The organism is Celeribacter indicus, assembly GCF_000819565.1.
Classification (GTDB): domain Bacteria; phylum Pseudomonadota; class Alphaproteobacteria; order Rhodobacterales; family Rhodobacteraceae; genus Celeribacter; species Celeribacter indicus.
In genome coordinates, this window is record NZ_CP004393.1 from 4,019,108 (window position 1) to 4,040,154 (window position 21,047).

Annotated in this window: 17 protein-coding genes; 4 read left to right on the plus strand and 13 right to left on the minus strand. The window is 64.0% G+C overall.

The features are described from left to right. Positions 1-7 precede the first annotated feature (7 nt). Positions 8-1,000, plus strand: coding sequence for an acyl-CoA dehydrogenase family protein (locus P73_RS19770; RefSeq protein WP_043870925.1), 993 nt, complete (start codon positions 8-10; stop codon positions 998-1,000). Positions 1,001-1,057: 57 nt separating this feature from the next. Here the strand turns inward: P73_RS19770 and P73_RS19775 are convergent. The 4 genes from P73_RS19775 to P73_RS19795 form a co-directional block, all read right to left on the minus strand. Then, positions 1,058-2,409, minus strand: a protein-coding gene (locus P73_RS19775; protein ID WP_139267244.1) for an IS3 family transposase whose coding sequence is annotated in 2 segments (ribosomal slippage) — positions 1,058-2,073 and positions 2,073-2,409 — 1,353 coding nt in all. Because the reading frame shifts where the segments join, the coding sequence is not laid out codon by codon here. Between the two features lie 43 nt (positions 2,410-2,452). Then, complete coding sequence (locus P73_RS19785; protein WP_052453435.1) at positions 2,453-3,859, minus strand: TonB-dependent siderophore receptor; 1,407 nt, start codon at positions 3,857-3,859, stop codon at positions 2,453-2,455. 159 nt (positions 3,860-4,018) lie between these two features. After that, the gene (locus P73_RS19790) at positions 4,019-5,017 is read right to left on the minus strand and encodes a FecR family protein (protein WP_043870926.1); all 999 of its coding nucleotides are present in this window, start codon (positions 5,015-5,017) and stop codon (positions 4,019-4,021) included. Between the two features lie 51 nt (positions 5,018-5,068). Further along, positions 5,069-5,578, minus strand: coding sequence for an RNA polymerase sigma factor (locus tag P73_RS19795; RefSeq protein WP_074743372.1), 510 nt, complete (start codon positions 5,576-5,578; stop codon positions 5,069-5,071). A 554-nt stretch (positions 5,579-6,132) separates the two neighbouring features. Here P73_RS19795 and P73_RS19800 point away from each other — a divergent pair. Continuing rightward, complete coding sequence (locus P73_RS19800; RefSeq protein WP_338032856.1) at positions 6,133-6,582, plus strand: response regulator transcription factor; 450 nt, start codon at positions 6,133-6,135, stop codon at positions 6,580-6,582. A gap of 3 nt (positions 6,583-6,585) precedes the next feature. On the opposite strand, the gene P73_RS19805 is transcribed toward P73_RS19800, so the two are convergent. From P73_RS19805 to P73_RS19845, 9 genes are all read right to left on the minus strand, one after another. Continuing rightward, positions 6,586-9,156, minus strand: a complete 2,571-nt coding sequence (locus tag P73_RS19805) for a hybrid sensor histidine kinase/response regulator (RefSeq protein ID WP_043870927.1) — start codon at positions 9,154-9,156, stop codon at positions 6,586-6,588. A gap of 19 nt (positions 9,157-9,175) precedes the next feature. Then, positions 9,176-9,685 carry a putative pterin-binding protein gene (locus tag P73_RS19810; RefSeq protein ID WP_043870928.1) on the minus strand — a complete coding sequence of 170 codons (510 nt, stop codon included), beginning with the start codon at positions 9,683-9,685 and terminating at the stop codon, positions 9,176-9,178. Between the two features lie 192 nt (positions 9,686-9,877). Next, positions 9,878-10,285, minus strand: a complete 408-nt coding sequence (locus P73_RS19815) for a hypothetical protein (RefSeq protein WP_043870929.1) — start codon at positions 10,283-10,285, stop codon at positions 9,878-9,880. 120 nt (positions 10,286-10,405) lie between these two features. Further along, entirely contained in the window at positions 10,406-11,119 is a 714-nt protein-coding gene (locus P73_RS19820; protein ID WP_043870930.1) for a hypothetical protein, read from the minus strand. Between the two features lie 18 nt (positions 11,120-11,137). Next, positions 11,138-11,989, minus strand: a complete 852-nt coding sequence (locus P73_RS19825; protein WP_202966918.1) for a CsgG/HfaB family protein — start codon at positions 11,987-11,989, stop codon at positions 11,138-11,140. Between the two features lie 389 nt (positions 11,990-12,378). Then, a complete protein-coding gene (locus P73_RS19830) occupies positions 12,379-13,287 on the minus strand; it encodes a LysR family transcriptional regulator (protein ID WP_338032858.1) in 909 nt (302 codons plus the stop codon). 35 nt (positions 13,288-13,322) lie between these two features. Further along, positions 13,323-15,044 (minus strand): OFA family MFS transporter, encoded by a 1,722-nt coding sequence (locus P73_RS19835; RefSeq protein ID WP_043870931.1) that lies wholly within the window; start codon positions 15,042-15,044, stop codon positions 13,323-13,325. Positions 15,045-15,291: 247 nt separating this feature from the next. Next, a complete protein-coding gene (locus P73_RS19840) occupies positions 15,292-17,238 on the minus strand; it encodes a sensor histidine kinase (protein WP_052453602.1) in 1,947 nt (648 codons plus the stop codon). 24 nt (positions 17,239-17,262) lie between these two features. Further along, positions 17,263-18,621, minus strand: a complete 1,359-nt coding sequence (locus P73_RS19845; protein WP_043870933.1) for a sigma-54-dependent transcriptional regulator — start codon at positions 18,619-18,621, stop codon at positions 17,263-17,265. 378 nt (positions 18,622-18,999) lie between these two features. Here P73_RS19845 and P73_RS19850 point away from each other — a divergent pair, with 378 nt between their 5' ends. Next, entirely contained in the window at positions 19,000-19,881 is an 882-nt protein-coding gene (locus P73_RS19850; protein WP_043870934.1) for a helix-turn-helix domain-containing protein, read from the plus strand. Between the two features lie 140 nt (positions 19,882-20,021). Beyond that, on the plus strand, positions 20,022-21,029 hold the full coding sequence (locus tag P73_RS19855) for a TRAP transporter substrate-binding protein (RefSeq protein WP_052453437.1): 1,008 nt from the start codon (positions 20,022-20,024) through the stop codon (positions 21,027-21,029). Positions 21,030-21,047 lie beyond the last annotated feature (18 nt).

The following is a 21,047-nucleotide window of genomic DNA, read 5'->3' on the forward strand; positions in this document are numbered from 1 at the left end:
GAAAACCATGCTCGACACCAGACCCCCGACTGCGCAGGACCTGCTGGAACGGCTGGCGGAAAAGGCGCGCGCCGATTTCCTGCCCCGCGCCCTGCGCGACGAGAACAGCACGCATATCCAGCTCGACACACTTCAGGACCTCCACGAACTCGGCCTCCTGCACGTCTCTGCGTCGCCGGAGAACGGCGGTCTGGGCGGCAGCCTTCTGGGCAGGGAGAATCCGGGGCTGTTCGTGCAGGCGCTGCGGCGGCTGGCCCGTGGCGATGCCGCCGCGGCCCATTGCTACCAGCTCCACAATCACGCGCTCTGGATGCTGGAGACGATGGGCACGCCGCGGCAGATCGAGACGATCCTGCGCCCGCTGACCTCGCGCTTCGGCCTCCTGGGCTTCGTCGGCAGCGAACCGGGACGCGCCTCGAACAAGGATCCGTTGCAGACCCGTGCGCGCAAGGTGGAGGGTGGCTGGCGCGTCAACGGGGTCAAGAGCTTCGTGACCAACGGCACCGCCGCCGACCTCATCCTCACCAGCGTCGCGGTCGAGACCCCCGCGCCCGGCACCTCGCCGGCCGATCAGCACCTCTCGCTGATGATCGACCCCTCCTCGGAGGGCGTGAGCATCGACAACGGCTGGTATCGTCCGAACGGCATGAAGACGGCGCGCAGTCCGCTGATCACCCTGTCGGAGGTTTTCGTTCCCGACAGCCATCTGGTCGGCGAGCGGCCGGGGGTGATGCCGCGCGGGCGCTGGTTCGCCAAGTTCCATCTCGGTTTCGCCGCCAATTACATCGGCTCGGCCGAAGGCCTGTTCGCCTGGTATCTCGACTACACGCGCGCCCGTGGCCGGGCGGGGCAGCCGCTGGTTCAACTGCGCACCGGAGAGATGCGGCTCGCCCTCGACGCCGCCATCGCCCATTTCGAACACGCGGTCGCGCTGTGGCAACAGGGCGATACGGTCGAGGCCGAGCTGGCGTCGATGAGCGCGATGTCCGTCGTCAGATAATTTGGGGCAGTTAGTTGGCTGAACTAAGAGAGGGTCTGGCTCATCCGGTTGATTTAATTATGCGGCGGAATTGCGGTGAAGCAAACGTCGCGTTTCGATGGTTTTTCGTTTGATCCTCTCTCGTTGTTTTAGAATGGCTTGTCCGCGACCGAAGTAGACATCGGCGGGCGTGAGGTTATGCAGGCTCTCATGATAGCGCCGGTGGTTGTAATGCTCGACGAAGGCCTCAATTTGGCTGCTGAGTTCGCCGGGCAGGTAATAGTTCTCCAGCAGGATCCGGTTTTTCAGGGTCTGGTGCCACCGCTCGATCTTACCTTGGGTTTGCGGGTGATATGGGGCACCGCGAACATGCTCCATTTTTTGATCTTCCAGCCACTCAGCCAGTTCAACCGAGATGTAACTGGCTCCGTTGTCACTGAGGAGCCGCGGTTTGTGAACGACGGTTGCCTGATCGCAGCCGGAGGCCTGCAACGCCAGATCCAGCGTGTCGGTCACATCCCCCGCCTTCATCGTGGTGCAGAGTTTCCAGGCGATGATATAGCGACTGTAATCATCCAGGATGGTCGACAGGTAGAACCAGCCCCAACCGATGACCTTCAGATAGGTGAAGTCGGTCTGCCAAAGCTGGTTGGGTCTCGTCGTCTTGTCCTTGAACTCATCGGCGGCGGATAAAACCACGTAAGCCGGGCTTGTGATCAGGTCGTGCTCCTTGAGGACGCGATACACGGAAGACTCTGATACAAAATATTTTTCCGTGTCCGTGAAGCGCACGGCCAGTTCCCGCGGCGACAGTTCGCTTTCCTCCAGCGCCAAGCTAACGACCTTCTTGCGAACAGGCTCGGGAATACGGTTCCAGACCCGTGACGGTCTCGAACTGCGATCTTCCAGCGCTTCGGGGCCGCCCGATAGATACCGATCATACCAGCGGTAGAAGGTAGCCCTGGGGATGCCCAGCTTGTCCAAGGTTCGCTTCGTCGGCAAGTGCGACTGCTCGACCAAACGAATGATCTCCAGCTTCTCGGATGCAGGGTATCTCATGAGTCGTCGCCCCCATCCCCGAGAATGCTTTTTTTGAGCAGGCGAAGCTCGAGCGCCTGCTCGGCAACAACTTCTTTGAGTTCGCGGGATTCACGACGCAGGGTTTTGACTTCGGTCGAGTTTGCCTCTCGCGCCGTGTCGCCGGCGAGACGCTTCTTGCCGGCCTCGAGGAATTCCTTCGACCAGCTGTAATACAGGCTCTGAGCGATACCTTCCCGGCGACACAGCTCAGCAATGCTGTCCTCACCTTTCAGGCCATCCAACACGATCCTGATCTTCTCTTCCGCTGAATACTGTTTGCGGGTTGCGCGCCGGATGTCTTTGACAACCTTCTCGCCATGGCTCTGTTTGGGTACGGATTTCTGTCTCATCTTCACTCCTTGGTGGTTACGATGAGCCAGAAATCCTCTCTTATCAAATCGCCCTAAGCTGTCCCATTGGCGCTGACGTCACACAGTCCGCCGAGAATTGGCGATCATCGCCCCACCAACGCCGAGGATTATAGGTGAGATTTCCCATGGAGTCGGGATAGTGATAGTAGGTAAGGAGATCGCCTTCCGACCATTTCCCCTGGCTTGTGAATTCCAACGTCCAGTCATTCGCGAACTCGTGTTCGAGGTCGAAATAGACCGTGGTGGCCTCCTTTCTCAGATAGTTCCAGTCCGCGCCGAGGAAGTCGGTCGGGTCAAGGTCGTAGAACGATCCGTCGGCCCGAACCGGAAACCCGCCACCGGCATAGCCGTCCTCGCGGTCTTTCTGGTAGCTCACACCAAGGTTGACCGTAGTGGCCTCCCCGATATCCGCTTCGACCGTCCCGTAGAATTGCAGCTTGCTCCGCTCATTGTGGTCCTGATACCAGTCGCCGGCACCCGCGTTTGCGACAAATCGGCCACGAACGCTGCCGTCGTCGTTCAACTGCCCGCTGGTATCGAACAGGATGCTTCCATGGCCCCAGGATGATCCCGTTACGGTGACGGAAGACTGGTTTCCGGCGGTCGGGCGCTTGCGGACCAGATTGATGGTCGCCGAAGGATTGCCCGTCCCCTGACTGAGCCCCGTCGCGCCCCGCACCACCTCGACCCGATCGTAGACCGCCATATCGTCCGAGGCCGTCAGGTCCCTCGTGAAACTGCCTGATGAATATTTCAGCCCATCATAGAGAATGCCGCTGATCTGCTGCCCACGGGCATAATAATTCCACCTGTCTCCCGTATTGCCCTGAAACGCTGTAATGCCGGGGGTGTCCAGAAGGGCTTCCTCCAACGTCTGATAGTTCTTGTCCTCGATCTTCTGCTGCGTGACGACGCTGACCGATTGTGGCGTCTCCCGAATGGAAAGCCCCAGGGGCGTCGCCGTGTTCATTTGCGTCGTGGTATAGGACCCGGTCCCTTCCGTCGTGGCGCCTTGGGTCCGAACGATGATGCTGTCCAACAGCACCGACCCGTCGTCCACCGCCCCGAGGCGCTCCCCCGTGGCGGAAATCGTCACGGTATTGCTGTCCGTGAACCCGTAGGTCACACCGGTCCCGGACAGGAGCGTCGCCACCGCCTGCGACGGCGTCAGCGATCCGCGGACCGGGTTGCCCATGGCCGAGGCCGCCGGCGTTTCGGCAAAGACCACGTCGATCCCGCTCACCCGGACGATGTCGTTCATCGCCGCCCGGATCGGCTTGGCGGGAATGTTGAAGTCGTAGACGCGCGCGGCCTCCTGTGCGACCGCCGGCCGCAGCGGAAGGCCCGCCCCTGCCACCGACACCATGACCGTGCTGGCCAGGAGGGCGATCATCCGCCCGCGCTTCGTTCCCTTGTTCGTCCTGTTCATCCGTTCGCACCCTTTTTCCCGGATTTCTCACGAGAGGCGATTGGCGGAACGATGAAGCTACTACCCTCTCACCCTATCCATCGCCGCAGGGCGGCTCCCACCCCCACGAAAGGGCGAAAAAAATCGCGCCGCGGGGAAAAATATGCCGAACGGGGCGCGTCACGGTCCGATCAGGGTGATCCTGCGCCCGAGGCGGGTCATGTGGAAGCCGACCGTCGCCTGCATTGCCGTCAGCGCCGCCTCGCTGTTCTCGAGCGAGATGTTGCCGGACACCCGCCGCTCGCCCACCTCCGACCCTAGGAGCACGATCCGCCCTTCCCGGTAGCGGCCGATCTGCGCCAGCACATCGGCAAGGCGGGCATCGTCGAAAATCAGCCTGCCCTCATGCCAGGCAGTGCTCTCTTCCAGATCCACGGCCTGCACGGCGCCGAGCCCGGCCCTGCCGTATTCCACCCGTTCGCCGGGGGAAAGGCGCACCTGCCGCGCCGCGCCCTCGAGCCCGACCTCGAGGCTGCCGCGCGCCAGGGTCACGGTGACGTCCCGCCCGCCGGTCAGCGTCACGTCGAATTCCGTCCCGAGGACGCGGGCTTCGCCGCCGGCGGCCTCGACGACAAAGGGGACCGGCGACGGATTGACGTCGAAGAAGGCGCTCCCGCGCAACAGGCGGATCCGCCGCTCCCGGTCCGAGAATTCGGTTTCCAGTGCAGAATCCGCATCCATCAGCACCGTGGACCCGTCGGCAAGCGCCACCACCCGCCGTTCCGCCCGGTCCGTGACGTGATCGGCGCCGAGGTTCTGGAGGAGGTTCGGGGAGTCGATCCAGAGCCAGCCGCTGACGGCGAGCACCGCAAGGCAGCCCGCGACGATCCCGGAAGCCTTCGCCCGCCGCCGCGCGCGCCGGTAGTCCGCGATCTTCCGCAAGGGTCCCGCCAGTTCCTCGCCATCCTCGCCCAGGCTATGGGCCGTGGCATCGAGATCCGCCCAGAGCGCGCTGACGTCCTCATAGGCGCGGGCATGCTCCGGCGACATCTCGAGCCAGGCCGCGAAGTCGCGCCGCTCGACCCTTGTCGGCCGGCCGCCGGTTCGGGTGAACCATGCCACCGCCTCCTTCTCGATCAGGGCCCTGTCTCTCTCGCGGTCGGTCTCGTCGTCGCTCATGTCTCGCCTTCTCTTCCGCACAGGGTCAGGGGGCCCCGAGATGATGCCCGCTCACGCATCCGGCCCGCCTTCCGCCCCGGTCCTGCATGCCATGATCGCGCGGGCCATTTCCCGTTCGACGGTGCTGGTGGAGATGCCGAGGCCGATGCCGATCTCCCGGTAGGTGCAGCCATGCAGCCGGTTGAGCAGGAAGACCTGCCGCGTGCGCAGGGGCAAGGCCCGGATCGCCTCCTCCAGCCTGCGCAACTCCTGCCGGTCCGAGGCGATCTGCTCCGGCAGGATCGGGGTCGGTGCATACTGCTCCTCGGTGATCCCGCGAAAGAAGGCGTCCCGCCGGGTTCTCGACCGGAAATGGCTTATCGCGGTGTATTTCGTCGCCTGCGCGAGATAGGCGGGGGTGAGCTTCACCTGGTCATGGGTCTTCGACCAGATCGCGGCGAAGACATCCTGCACGACATCGGCGGCCCCCGCGGGCCCGACCCTGCGCATGGCGATACGCTCCAGGCGGCCATGCTCCGCCCGGTACAGGTCCTCCAGTTTCTGTGCCTTCAGTCGCTTCATCAGGATCGCCCACCACCGGCGCCGCCGGCCGGGGATCGGCGGGCTCTGTCCCGGCAGTCGGGTCACTCCTGATATTTCCATGTAATTTTGTCAAGTTTAGGAAAAGGCCGCCCGCAAGCCCGCCGCGCCTGATCCCTTCTCCGGCATTCGCGTCCCCCCAGGCCGGATGCCCGGAACGCAGATCGCATCAAACATGCAAGATATCGCCCGTGGCAATGATTTCGGAGAGCGGCCCTGTCATCGCTCCGGTTCATCCGTGGAGGTCCGAGAGCCGTCGCCGCCGGCTGTCCCTCGCGAAAACGACGGGGCGTGCAAAATGGATTGCATTCCTGTGCCTGTTCCTGCCAACTTCGGTAAAAGACAAACCCACAGATGTTGTCCCATGCACGTCCTCATCGCCGATGACCACGACCTTGTCCGTGAAGCGCTCGCCAGTTTCCTGGAGCGCGTCGCCGGAATGTCCGTGACCCAGTCTTCGACGCTGACCGAGGCTCTTTCGGCCCTTCCGGAGGCGTGCCCCGACATCGTCCTTCTCGAACTACGACATGCCTGGGATGGACGGTCTGAGCGGCCTCGGGAAGGCGCGCGAGGCCGCTGGCGACATTCCGGTCGTCCTCATGTCCGGTGTCGCCTCCGTCGAGATCGCCGAACAGGCGCTCGAAAGCGGGGCGGCGGGCTTCGTCCCGAAGACGCTGGGGGTTCGGGCAATCGTGAGCGCCATCAATCTCATGGTCTCCGGAGAACAGTTTGCGCCCGTGCGCTGGCTGCGCGAAGCGCAGGCGGAGGCGATGGCGGCGCCTTCCGACCCGGAGGTCGTCCTGACCAGCCGGGAGATGCAAGTGCTTGTCGGGCTGGGCGAGGGAAAGTCCAACAAGGAGATCGCCCGCGACCTCGACCTACAGGAAGTCACGATCAAGCTTCATGTGAAGTCCCTGTTTCGAAAACTCGATGCCAGGAACCGAACCCACGCGGCGCTGCTGGGAAAGGAACGCGGACTCGTCTGAGCGCTACGGCCTCTGCCCGTATTCCCGAAGGATGGCGGCGGCGTCCCGCGCTGCGGCGTCGAAGAGCCGGAACATCCGGTCGAGCCTCTCTCCATCGCAGTGTTTTGCCGCCGCCTGGAGGTCAGCCGCCCGCGCATGCAGGTCCGACGCCCCCACGACTGCCGCAGTCCCGGCGATCTTGTGGCACAGCCGGGCCACGGCATCGTAGTCGCGCTCCGAAAGGAGGCGCGCGATTTCCGGAACGGCTGCGTCTATCTCCGTCACGACCCGAGACAGCAGGGCCAGAAACGCGTCGCGCCCCATGGTGTGATCGAGCTCGACAAGCATATCCCCGTCGATCGGATCGGGCGCGTCGATCTCGCCTGCCGTCTCGCCGGATGCAAAGCAGGCCAGCTCCCGGCGCAGCATGTCCATGCGCAGGGGCTTCAGAAGGCATTTCTGCATCCCGGCCGCGCGAAAGCGGTCCAGTTCCTCCGGCAGGGCGTGCGCGGTCAGCGCGAAGATCGGCGTCCGCTGCGATGGCCCCTTCGTGGCACGGATGGTTGCCGCCGCCTCCACACCGTCCATGCCCGGCATGCTGATGTCCATGAGGATCAGGTCGAAGGCGCTTTCCCGCGCCTTCCCGACGCCCTCGGGTCCATCCTGCGCCACAACGACCCGATGGCCTTCTGCCTCCAGCATCCGGCTGGCGACAATGCGGTTGGTGTCATTGTCCTCGACCAAAAGGATCCTGAGAGCCCGCTCCGGCACCGTCGTCGTCGCCGTGTCAGCGGCGACCGGCGGCATCTTTCCCGGTATCAGGGGAAGCTGCACGCTGAAGGTGCTGCCCCGACCGGGCGCGGTGTCCACGGAGATCTCTCCGCCCATGGCCGCGACCAGACGTTTCGCGATCGCAAGTCCAAGCCCGGAGCCCGAGGCGTGCCTGCGGTAGCTGTCGTCCAGCATCACGAAGTCCTCGAAGATCCGCGCCTTCTCCCCTTCGGCTATGCCAGGCCCCGTATCCGCCACCGTGAGTTCATAAAAACGCTCTCCGGTCTCAAAGCTCCGCTGTCGCAACGCGACGTCCACACGGCCCTTTGCGGTGAATTTCACGGCGTTGCCGACGAGGTTCATCAGAACCTGCCGCAGCTTGTGGGCATCCCCGCGCACCACGGGGAAGCCCGGCTCCACCTGCGCAGCAAGGATTACTCCGGTTGCTCCCAGAGGACGATGGAGGGCCATGACGTCCTGCACCATGGCGTCCAGATCGACATCTTCATCCCGGACATCAACATCATGGCCTTCGAGCCGCGACAATTCCAGAACGTCGTTGACATGTCTCAGGAGCACTTCGCCGGAAGAGATCGCGATGCGCACGAGCTCCAGATCCCCGGACGGAAGCTTGCTACGGCCGAGGAGGTCGAGGGTTCCGAGCAGACCGTTCAGGGGCGTTCTCATCTCGTGGCTCATGACAGCGATAAAACGGGACTTGGCACGATCCCCCGCCAGCGCCTCGTCCCGCGCCTTTTCGAGGGCCTGCGCGGCCGCCTTCTGGGCGGAGATGTCCCTGATGAAGGCGACGAAGGTGATATCCCCGTTCACCTCGACGGATTTCACGGAGATTTCGGTGGGGAACTCGGCCCCGTCGCGTCGGACCGCAGAACTTTCCACCCGGCCCTTGTCGAGGATGGTTTTTTCACCGGTCCGGTTAAAACGCTCGAGGTTGGCCCGCGACTCCTCCCGCATCCGCTCGGGCACGATCAGCTCCGCCACGTCGCGACCGAGGGCCTCGTCCGGCCGGTAGCCGAACATTTCCTGCGCCGCCGAGTTGAATTCGACGACCTGGCCGGTGTTGTCGATCGCCACGATCGCGTCGAGCGAGGCGTTGATGACCGCGTTCAGGCGACCCTCGCTCAGCGCCACTTCGCCAGCCTGCCTGGCCGACCGCCGTCCTTGCAGGATCAGCGTGGTCGTCAGCAGAGCGAGGAGCAGCAGAAGCGACCCCGCGGCGAGGAGGGCAAACCAGATCAGGCGCTGGAACTCCCCGCGGGCGGCATCCGCCGCGGCGGCGAACTGGGAGACGCCCGCGAGGGACAGGTTCCGGGTCGGACCGCGGAGATCGCCGGCCGCGGCGGCAAGCTCCGCCAGTCCGTTTCGCAGGCCGACGTCCGGGCCGTCCACCAATGGCATATAGGTCTCCAGGAAGCTCGTGAGATGCGCCAGAGCCGAGGCACCGGCCTCGGTCCTGCGCAGCGGGACGAAGGGACGCCCCTCCGCCACCGTGCCGACCCGGCTGAAAAACAGGTCGAACGCGTTCCGGACCTCCCCGAGTTCAGCTGCCGCACCGGCCCTTGCCTGAGCGCCAAGGGCCGCATTCTGGAGCTTTACCAGATCGACCTCGAGCTGCGACAGCGACCACTGAAGATTATCATGGGGAGCGGCGCGCAACTCGTCGGCCGCGCCGATGAGCCGGATGGCCAGCAAAAGGCAGAACACGGCCGCAAGCCCGGCCGTGCCGACGAGAAAGCACCGGAACGTCAAATCACGCGCGCGACTTTCGTCACGGGATCCGGCCAGACACGGCGTCGAGGACATGTTCCTTCCCGACACCTGCTCACTCTCCCACATGAAGGCGGTCAAGCTGCCATATGCTGCGCGAATAGATGACCTCGCTGCGGTAGTCCGCGTTGGCATCATAGGGATAGACGATCCAGAGAGGCCCTTTGTCCCGGACTCTCATCGCGGCGCCATTCATCTCGTAGGCGATGATCGGGCCATGGGGAACGGCGTCCGTGACGGGCAATGTCACGACATAGTCGTTGAGCGCCGAGGCTTTGATCTGCGCGCCTTCGGCACCGAGGTATCTGAGCAGATCGGCCAGGGACACGCCGGTGAAGACATGGGTGCCCTCGGTCCAGATCGTGCTCGTCTCGAACTCCGTGACCGGCAGGCGCTCCAGCATCTCCCGATCGAATTCGGCGGTCCCTTCGGAATTCGTTCTGGTGATCGCGCCGCTCACCGTCAGGAGGACCGGACCGCTCGGGGCCGGCAGATCGGCCATCGCCCATGCGGGCAGAAGCGAGAAAAGCAGGGCTGCCCCCGTGATCCGTGTCTGAATCCGCATCGCATGTCCTTTCCTCGCACTCCGGTTCGGTTCCTCCGTTTTAGCGCATCAGCGCCGCCTGTGGCGAACTCATCAGAGTAAGAACCGCTATACGAAAGGATAGCGCTCCTCAGGTGCGGCTTTCGCCGGCAGGGCAGGACCGGCCGCAGCCGCGCAGGAACGCCGTGACCGATCGGCTCGGGACGGATTGCTCTATTCCAAGATAACGCCGGCGTCCGTCGCATCGTCGATCTGGTAACTTTCCGCGATCTCGCCGAGGGCGTCCGACAGCGACTGCTGGCTACCCTCGCTCGTCTGGTGGTTTTCCACCATGATCAGCCCTTCGGCGCCCTCCGCAAGGGACATCTCGATCTGTATCCAGTTACCGACGGCGTAGGCGCTGGACGCGACCGGATAGCCGGGATAGCCGCCGGACAGGATGCCGACCCCGCTCCCGGCCTGTCCGGTGCTGTCGGGGCCGCGCATCTGCATGGTGAGATGAGTTTCGCGACTCCGCGGGACGAAGTTCCAGGGGCGCGAACCGACCATGAAGGTCGTCTCTCCGGCGAAGCTCTCTGCCGGCGCGACCAGCAGAAGGCAGGGAAGAAGCAGGTATTTCATCGCAGGTCTCCTATGGGTGAAGGATGGGGGGCGGTCCGGAGTGCAGGCCGGACCGCCCGAGCGCCAGAAGCCCGTGAGGGGAGACTGGGTGAGGCAAGGGCTTCAGACGCTGTCCGGTACTCAGTTCGGTCCGTCGATGGTGACGCCGAGATTGTTGCCGACGGCGGTTGAGGCGGAGGAGACCGCCGGCGCGGAGAGCGTACCCAGACCGCCGATGCCGGTGAAGCTGACCGCATCGACGCTCGAGGTCGAGGTGACCGTCGCCAGGGCCGTCTGCACGTTGTTGGCAAGCAGGAAGGCATCCTGCGCCGAGGCGGTCGTCAGCGCGGCCGTCAGGTTGTTGGCCACGCCGGTCGCGTCGCTGTCGACGGTGCCGTTGAGAATTCCGATCGTGCTGGCACTCGCGGTGATGACCCCCGGCACCGAGGGAACGATCTCTCCCGTCAGGGAGGTGGAGAGGCTTGTATCGACCCCGCCGAAGACCTGGCGGGCGTCGAGCGCCATTGAGACATCAGAGTCGAAGCTCGCGCTGTTGCCGAGGGCGCTTGCCTGGGTCTCCACGTTCACCACGTCGTCGGTGGAAAGGCCGGTCAGCCCCGTGAGCGCATTGTCGATCGCGGTGCTCGAGCTGGTGGCCGTGAACGCTCCGAGGGTGGTCTGGTCGCTTTCCACCTGCTCCAGGCCGGTCGGTGCGACGGAAACGCTGCTCAGGGCATCGGTCGCAATCGTGGTCTGGACGTCGGCGTCCCAGTTCCAGGTGATGGTATCGAAGGCCACGGCCGGCACGGCAGCCATGATCGCGATTGCGGAAGCGGCGAGATGATGCAGTTTCATGGGATAGTCCTCCTCAGGTCAGGTTTGCGTTTCGTCTGGTTGTCGGGGATACTCCCCGCCCGGCGTGCAGCCTTCGGTCCGTTGTGCTGGCAGGCCGAGCCCTTCGGTGAGGATCTGGTAGACGGCCAGTTCCACCACCGATCGCACTCCGAGTTGCAACGGCTCGTTGCGGATGTTCCCGGAGTCGAATTCCACGAAGCGGTCGTCGAAGAAGCGGAAGATACCCGCCTCGTGTTCGATGCCCACGATCTGCTTTTGCAGGCTCGTGACATAGACGGTCCCGAAGCTCTGCATGTCGACGAGTCTCAGATCGAGCCCGACATTGATCACCGCCGCCCGACGTCCGCCGCCGATACCGGCGATATGAAGACGCTCGCCGCCGGAGTGGATGTTGTAGTTGAGCTCGGTCAGCGCACCGAGCACCACGAAATGCGCGGGTGCAACGTTCACGACACCAGCCGGCCGCTTGATCAGATTCTGCGCGACAAGCTGCTGTTCGGCCAGCGCCACCCTCGGATCGAGCCGCTCGGCAAGGTTCACCTGCCGCGTCTTGAACAGCGCGCTGATGACCATCTCGGACACGCCCTGCGTCAGTTCGGTGCTGTCGTTCAGGCTGTCGTAGGCCCTTTTGCCGGTCTTGTCGGAGACCTGACCGACGGCAAAGGTCGGCCTGTTCTGGCTCGGGCTGGCCGCAAGGGCGAACAGGCAGGCCGTATAGGGTGTCGCATTGTCAGTGACCGGCGGGCCCAGCAACGGGACGATCCTGTCGGTGGTGTCGATCGCCGGTGAGCATGCGCTCAGTCCCATCCCCCCCGCCAGCACGGCCGCCAGCAGAGCCCGGCTCCGCGGTGTCTTCTGAAGCTGTTTCATCGTTGCCTCCCTTGTCTTCCCACGAGAGACAGCATCCGACATGCAGCGCCGGCAGGATATCATGCAGCGGAGTAGCAGAGAGGGCGAAAAGGGTAGGATGGCTCCTCCTGCGAGCGCTTTCCCTATGCGGAAGGATAGCCGGAGATCGGCGCCTCATCCCGGACGACTGCTCCCCGAGCGTGCCTTCGGCGTTCATTTCAGGTACGCCGAAGGCAGTGCGGTCCGCTCGGCAGAGCTGGCATGTTTCTCAGGCTCGATAATATGGGGTGTACGTCCATACGGGCCGTTATCGAGCCCCAGCAGAGCGAGCCAGAATCTCCAAGTCCGCGCCAGTTGAACGGTCGCGCAGACAACGGCAGTCGCAGGTGCAACTTCGGCTCAAACGGAAATCACACCGGCGCAAAGAGCTTCCCCGCCTCCGCCAGAAATGCGTCGAGCATGGGGGTGCGTGCGCCGCGATGAGGCAGTACGAGACCGATCCCGTGTTCAGCCCCCGTCACCTCCATCGGCACCGTGACCACTCCCTCCCCGCCGGCAAGGAAGCGCGTGATCGTGCCCGGCAGGACCGTCACGCAGCCACCGGATGCGACGCTCGCCACGAGGGCGATGATCGAATTCGTTTCGATCGTCGTGGCCGGGGTCACCCCGTGGTCCGCAAAGATCTGGTTGAGGATACGCCGGTTCTGCATGTCGGGCGTCAGGAGCGCCAGCGGGCGGCCGGCCAGTTCGCCCCACCCGACACATGCGCGCCGTGCCAGATCGCTCGTGTCCGCACAGACCAGCACGTAGCGCTCCTCTCCCAACCGCAGTGTGTCGACCCGCCCCAGAGGCTCGTTATCGAGATAGGTGATCCCCGCATCCGCGTCGAAACTTTCGAGCTGGTGCAGGATCTCCCGCGAACTGCGCGACAGGATGGTGAAATGCACCTTCGGATGCAGAGCGCTGAACGAGGTGGCGAGCTCCGCCGCCCAGGTCAGGGCGGTCGGGATCACGGCCAGGCGCATTTCCCCTGCCAGACCGTGCCGCCCGGAGCGCATCTCCTCGCGAAGCTGCCGGGTGTTGCCGACGATCCGCTGCGCCCAGACCAGGGCTGTCTGTCCCTCCGGCGTCAGCCCGCCAAAGCGCGAGCCGCGATAGACGAGCTGCACGCCCAGCTGTTCCTCGAGCTGCTTGATCCCCGCGGAAAGCGTCGGCTGGGAGATGTTGAGCCGTTCGGCTGCGCGCCCGAAATGCGCCTCGCGCGACAGGGCGATGAACATGTCCAGTTTGTCGATCATGATCGGAAACGAGACAGGCATCCGGGGCGTCCCGAGGAACGCCCCGAGGCACTGGCTTACTCCACCGGCACGGCCTGAAGATCAGGCTCGTCGTGATGGTGATGCTCTTTCACCGGACGCATGAAGAGGTTGGCGAAGAACGCCACCACCAGCAGCGCCGCCATGCAATACATCGTGGTATTGTAGAGGCTGGGCGTCGGGTCGACCGTCCCGGCCGGCGCGATCTCCATCAGCTTGGCGATGGTCACCGTGTTGGCCGCGACGAGCTGGTCGAGCTGCGTCAGCGGCGCACCGAATGTCGCCGCGAAGGTGTCCGGATCGACCCTGCTTGCCAGATCGCTGATCGCGCTCGTCACCGACATCTGCCGCAGCGAGGTGATCGCCAGAGGCCCGAGCACGCCGGCCGTGGACCATGCGGTCAGCAGCCGTCCGTGGATGCCGCCGACATGCATGGTGCCGAACATGTCGGCCAGATAGGCCGGAATGGTCGCGAACCCGCCGCCATACATCGAGAAGATGATCATCGTCGCGGCATAGAAGCCGATCAGGTAGATCATCGCCGGGTTGGTGGCCACGGCCGTGGCAAAATAGGGGATCGACAGATAAAGCGCCGTCCCCAGGACGAAGAAGATCATGTAGGTCGCCTTGCGCCCGATATAGTCGGAGGTCGAGGCCCAGAAGAACCTCCCCACCATGTTGAAGACGGAGATCATCAGCACATAGGTCGAGGCGAAGCCGGCGGTGACGACCAGCGGCATCACCGTGCCGAAGATCTCGCTCATCATCGTCTTGGCCACGCCGATCACGCCGATCCCGGCGGTCACGTTGAAACAGAGCATGATCCAGAGCTGCCAGAATTGCGGCGTCTTCAGCGCCTGGTCGATATGCACGTTGTTGCGGGAGACCATGCCCGAAGCGACGGGTTTCGGTTCCCAGCCCTCGGGTTTCCAGCCTTCGGCCGGGACGCGGTACTGGAACGACGCGATGAGCATCACCACGAAATAGACGATGCCGAGCGTCAGGAAGGTCTGTGCCGCGCCGGTATTGCCGGAGCCGACGACATAGACACCGGCCTCTCCGCCGAAACTCGCGGCCTGTGCCGCGGTCGCGACGACGACCTCGATCTGTCCCTGTGCGGTCTGGGCAAAGACCCGGCCGTTCTCGACGATGGTCTCCACCGTGCCCTGTGCCCCGAGATACTCCGGCGCCCTCTGGAACATCTCGAGCAGCCAGCCCTTGACCGGGGCTGCGATCATCGCGCCGCCCCCGAAGCCCATGATCGCCATGCCCGTGGCCATGCCGCGCCGGTCCGGGAACCACCGGATCAGGGTCGACACGGGCGAAACATAGCCGAGGCCGAGACCGCAGCCCCCCAGCACGCCATAGCCCAGATAGATCAGCCAGAGCTGATGGCTGGTGATGCCGAAAGAGCCGATGATGAACCCGCCGCCCCAGCAGAAGGCGGCGACGACACCGACCATGCGGGGTCCGACCTCTTCGAGCCACTTGCCGGCGAAGGCGGCGGACAGGCCGAGAAAGACGATGGCCACCGAAAAGATCCAGACGACGGAGCTGAGGCTCCAGTCCTCGGCGCTCGAGGCCACGACGCCGAGTTCGCGGGTCAGCGCCGGGTTGAAGACCGACCAGGCATAGACTGAACCGATACAGAGGTGGATGGCGATGGATGCCGGCGGAACGCGCCAGCGGTTGTAACCGGGTTCGGCGACGATGTGGCTCTTGTGCAGAAACCCCAGCGCACCTCCAGATGCGTTGCTCATGAGTTATCCTCCCTTGTCTGCTGGGGCGCCGCGACCTCCTCTCGCGACGCGACCGAGCGGCATGCGAGCGCATGCACAGATCAGAGGGGACCGGGGGAGGCTTGATAAGTCAAGATTTATATTTATATAAAACAAATAGTTAAGATGAAATCCTGTCCCCCGGATCTCCCCGCCACGCAGGCGAATTGAGACATTCTGTCATCCTCCGGGCGGAATGGCCGGCGCATTCTGTCCCATTCTGTCCGGATCAATGCGGTGCAGCAACGGGAAGAAAAATGTCGAACCGGCTCCCCTCTCCGGGCCGGGACTGCACCGTGATCCGGCCTCCGGCCCGACTCACGAGTTGTTGACTGATGGACAGGCCGAGCCCGGTGCCCTGCGCCTGCTTCGTGGTGAAGAACGGATCGAAGATGCGCGGCAGAACATCGGTGGCAATTCCCGTTCCCGTGTCGGAAATGGTGATCCTGACACCGTCGGCGGCATCTTTCGTCGCGACGCTCAGGACCCCGCCCTGCGGCATGGCGTGAACCGCGTTGAGGATCAAGTTGACCACAACCTGCTGAAGTTCGGTGCGCGACATCAGGACCCGTGCCAGCCCCGCCAGCCGCTCCTGCGTCACGAGACCCGCGCTGTCGATCTGGTGCCGGGTGAGAACGAGGCAATCGGCAACGACCTCGGCGGGCAGGATCTGGTTGGCGGTGCCGGAATACTCCTCCGGCCGGGCGAATTGCAGCAGTTTGGAGACGATCACGCCGATGCGGTAGACCTGATCGTCGATCAGGCGGAACTCCTCGGACACCTTGTCGCCCTCTGCCCCCAGCCGATGACGCGCAAGCTCCAGATTGCCCTGGATCACCGCAACGGGATTGTTGATCTCATGGGCAACCGAGGCCGTGATCTCGCCCACGGCAGCGAGCTTTTCCGACATGATCAGGCGCTCGGTGGTGCGCTCGAGCTGGCGGTTGGCGGCGCGCAGATCGGCGGTGCGCTCCTCGACCTTGGCCTCGAGGCTTTCCGCCCAGTCCCGCAATTCCCGGTCCCGCGCCTGAAGCCTGTCGAGCAGGTCGTCGAGATGGGCGGCCACCTGCGCGATCTCCCCCTGACCGCGTCCTGCCGCGTTGCGCGCGGTCAGATCCCCGGCCTCGACCTGGGCGATCGTGCGGGTCATCGCCTCGAGCGGGCGAAAGACGTGGCGCGCCCAGCGCAGGAACACCGGTACGGACAGAAGGGTGATGAGCAGGAATGCCGCCGACAGCATCAGCACGGAGGTGATTTTGGCCTGTCGGAACGGCGCCTCGAGAAACCCGACGTAGAGCATCCCCACCCGGTCGCCCCGGCTGTCGAGGATCGGCTCATAGGCGGAGATATACCAGTCGTTGACCACGAAGGCGCGGTCGAGCCAGATCCGGCCTTCATCGAGCACCTGTGCCCGCACCTCCGCCGATACCCGCGTGCCCAGTGCCCGCACATTTTCGAAAAGCCGCACGTTGGTCGAGATCCGGACGTCGTCAAGAAACAGCGTGGCGGTGCCCTGGCTGCCCGCCGGGAGGCTCTGTTCGCGATAGACCAGCGCGTTGATCGTGTCGATGAACTCGAGGTTGCGATTGAGGAGCAAGCCGCCGACAAGAGCGCCCCGCGTTCCGCCGGGTAGCGTGACCGGCGCGGCGGAATGGATGACCATGCCCCGGCTTTCGGCATTCCGGTCGGTCGGCACGGCGGCGCGCGTCGGCACCAGCGGAATCTCGGCCTGCGCGGTCAGTCCGGGCGCCAGCGCCTCGAGCTCCGCGTGATCGAAGATATCCACCGCACTGTGCCATCGCCCCGCCATCGCGGCGCCGATCACCGGCCAGTCGTCTGCACCGAAACCCGCCTGTGTTCCGCCTTCGGGCAACAGGTAGAGGAAATCCAGCCCCAGCCGGGCCTGCGTTGCCGCAAGGAACGCACCGGCCTCTCCCCGGTCGAGCGCGTCGCGGAACGGCACGGAGCCCGCCACCGCGTCGAGCCGCTCACCGGACATTTCCACGAGCCGCCCGAGATACTGGTCCGCGATGGTCAGATCACCGGTCACCTTGTTGACCAGGAGATCGTCGAGTTTGCCCGACCAGCGCCACATGGTCCCGCCCAGCATCAGCGGCAGCAGGACCAGCATCGGCAACAGCGCGATCACCAGCAATCGCACCCGGACGGACGACATGATCCGCGAGAGGCGCGACACCGCTCAAAGACCCCAGGCCGCGCATTTGCGGTCGATGGTCTTGCGCGAAATCCCCAGGTGCCGCGCCGCCTCGCTGCGATTGCCGCCCAGCGCGTCGAGCGCGCGCAGGATCTCGCGCCGCTCGGTCTCTTCCAGCGAGGGAATGCGCTCCGTCGCCGGAACGGTGGACAAGGTGTCCAGCGGAAAGGCCCCGAAGATCAGCGAGCGCTCGATGAAATTGCGCAGCTCGCGGATATTGCCCGGCCAGTCGTGCCGCAGCATCGCCGCCCGCACGGCCTGATCCATCTCGAGTCTCGGCAGTTGCAGGTTCAGGGAGATCTCGGCGAGGAAAAGCTCTGCGAGTTCAAGCACATCGGTGCCGCGTTCCCGCAGGGCGGGCATCGGGATCTCGATGACGTTGATGCGAAACAGCAGGTCCTCGCGAAAGCGCCCCTCCTGCACCGCCTGCGGAAGCGATTTGCTCGAGGACATGACGAAGCGCAGGTCGAGCTGAACGTCGCGCGCGGTGCCGATGGGACGGATCATCCCATCCTCCAGCACCCGCATCAGCGCGGTCTGCGCCGCCGGGCTGAGTTCGGCCACCTCATCGAGGAAGACCGTCCCCCCGGTCGCGGAGGCGAGCAGACCTTCGCTTCCCGTCGTCGCGCCCGGAAAGGCGCCGCGGGCGTGCCCAAAGAGCTCGCATTCCATCATCTCCGCGGGAATGGCGCCGCACTGGATCGGAACGAAAGGGGCGGCCGCACGCGGCGACTGCCAGTGCAGATGCCGCGCGGCAACCTCCTTGCCGCTGCCGGAGGCGCCGGTGATCAACACCGGCGTGGACACTTTCGACACCCGCTCCAGCATCCGGCGCACCTGTCCGACCGCCGCAGAGGAGCCGACCAGCTCATGCCGCCGCCGCCGCCCCAGACTGCCCGTCTCCAGCTCGCGGCGCAGCAGCATGTTCTGCCGCCTGAGCGCGGCCATCTCGATACACCGGCGCAACGCGTTCAGGATCTGGCTCGACCGGAACGGCTTCAGCACGAAATCGGAGACACCGGCCCGCAGCGCCTCGATGGCGGTCTGGAGGTCCGCATAGGCGGTGATCATGATCGTATCGGTAAAGCCGCCCTCCGCGCGCTGCCCGATCAGCCAGTCGAGCCCCTTCTCCCCCGGCATCAGGTTGTCGAGGATCATCACGTCATACTGGCGCGCCTTGAGATGAACGGATGCCGCCTGCGCCGTGGCCGCTTCGTCGACCCGCCGGCACAGGGGCCTCAGCGTCTCCACAAGGAAATGCCGCATGCCCGGCTCGTCGTCCACGACGAGAATCGCCGCGCCGGCAAGCGGATCTCCCTCCCCGCCCGATCTCTCCTCCGACATCCGCTCCTCCCAGGCCAAATGTCCCAATTGCAGGTCGCATCAAACTGCAAGATGCACCGCGAGGCAATGATATCGGCCGGATCGGGCCATATCGTCGTCCTCGCCGACCCCGGTGTCCCCGGCGACCGACACCCCGCCTGCATTTCCCGGAAGCCACAGCGGGATTCCCTCTCTTGTGGTGTCCCGTCCGGAGAACGTCCTTTCCGGACTGTGATATCCAAGCGATCGTCCGAGAGATCTCAAAACGCTCATGCAGATATCAAAAACCCATTGCGACAACTCGGAAAGCATGGTCATCTCATTTTTGATACAACCTGTAGGCCATCCTCGCGGACAGACCGCGCGAGCAAACCGGCGGAATTTCAGACGAGGCGCACTGTGGAAGAGACGGAACTCAATTTCAGGGAGATCGGGGCGCGCCTCAAGGCGCATCGTCTCGGACGCAGCCTGTCCCCCGAAGAGCTTGCCTCCAGGCTGAATATATCCCGTGCCGCACTGTATCGCGCGGAAAAGGGTGAAATCACCAAGATCGACATGCTCTCGGCGATCTCCAACGAGCTTCAGGTGTCCCTTCCGAGCCTGCTCGGAGTCGGCATCGAATATGTGGACAATGCCCTGAGCTTCTTCGAACGCATGCGCCAGATCGAGGAAGACTGCGATCAGATTATCGGCCTGTTCAGCCCGATCTCCTATCTGGTGACAACCGACCAATACGACGTTGTCCTCAAGGACGTGCTGAGCGAGTCCAGTGCGGCTGACGAACGTCAGGATATCGACAAAATACTGGAAATACTCAGAGAAAGGAAACGGCGCTTCGCCCGGCGGCGCCCCCTTCTCGCGTCGATCATTTCCGATGCGGACATCAGGAAATTCCTCCGCGAAGGGCTCGAAGGCAATACGCAGCTTGCGCCGGGCCTCCGCGAGGAGCGCCGCAAGATGGCCTGTCACGAAGTGCAGCATATCGTCGACATGCTGCGCTCTCCTGACATCGGAGTGCAGATCGGCGTTGCACGGGAACCGATCCCGTCGACGTCGTTTCAGATCATGCGACAGGCCGGACGCTCGACCCTGACGATCAGCCCGTTTCGCCTTGGACATAACCCGAATACTCGTGTAGGTGTCGGCCTCATCACATCCGCCCCCGAAGCCCTCGATCTGCACGAAAGCATCGCCGAACGCCTCTGGAAGACTGCACTCAAGGGGCGCGAAGCTGCGGAACATGTGGAAGGGCTCATGGCCTCTGAGGGCGTCAAAGACTGATATTTTCGCCTAAAATTTCATCATTAAATTATATCCTCTGGTCAAAATCGATTTTCGTCTCATTTTTTAGACTTTCCTGTTGATCTCCCCTCCGCTTTTTGGAGTCTATGGCCTCATAACCTGACAACCGGGAGCGTTTCATGTCTCAACCCAAATCCCTTTTCCCAGCCGTCCTGCTCGCAGGACTGGCACTCGCCAGCCCCGCGCTTGCGCAGGACTATGTGGCCCGCATCGGCCATCTCGAAAGCACACAGCAAAGTCGCCACGTCCTTCTTGAAAAAGTGGCCCAGCTTGTCTCCGAGCGCACGGATGGCGATGTGGAGTTCCAGATCTTCCCCCAGGGCCAACTCGGCAACCAGCGCCAGATGAATGAGGGTGTGCAGCTTGGGACGCTGGAGGCCACCGTCGCGCCGGCGGCGTTTCTCGGCGGGTTCAATCCGCTCGTGTCGATCCTCGACATCCCTTACCTGATCCCCGAAGACGCTGCGGCCGCCGCAGAATTGCGCGACGGACCCTTCGGACAGGCGCTGCTCGACAGTTTCTCCGACAAGGGCATGGTCGCAATCGATCTGTGGCCCAACGGCAAGAAACAGTTCACCTCGAATGAACCGCTCGACACGCTCGAGGATTTCGCGGGCCAGAAATTCCGCGTCATGGACAGCGCGATCCTGATCGAACAGTTCAACGCCCTTGGGGCCTCCGCCATTGCCCTGCCCTTCGGCGAGCTTTACACCTCGCTTCAGACCGGCGTCGTGGATGGCGAGGAAAACCCGCTCGACACGATCACGGCGATGAAATTCTACGAGGTCCAAAAGAACCTCGTCGTCTCCGATCATGGCGCGATGGAAGATGTGGTCCTCTTCAACCCGATGTTCTGGGAGAGCCTGCCGGAGAATTATCAGACCGTCATCAGGGACGCCTTTGCCGAAGTCATCCCGGAGCTGACCGAACACAAGGCCGCCGCCGTCGAAGCCGCGCTTGCGACCGTCAAGGAGGCGGGCACCAATGTCCGTGTCGCCGACGAAGACGAACGCGCCAGACTGCGCGACGTCACGTTCGGCCCGGCGTCCGATGCCTATGTCAAGAAAACCGGCGAGGCCGGTCAGCGCCTGCTCGACATCTACACCGAAGCCTATAACGCGCTTTGAGACACTCGACGCCGAACC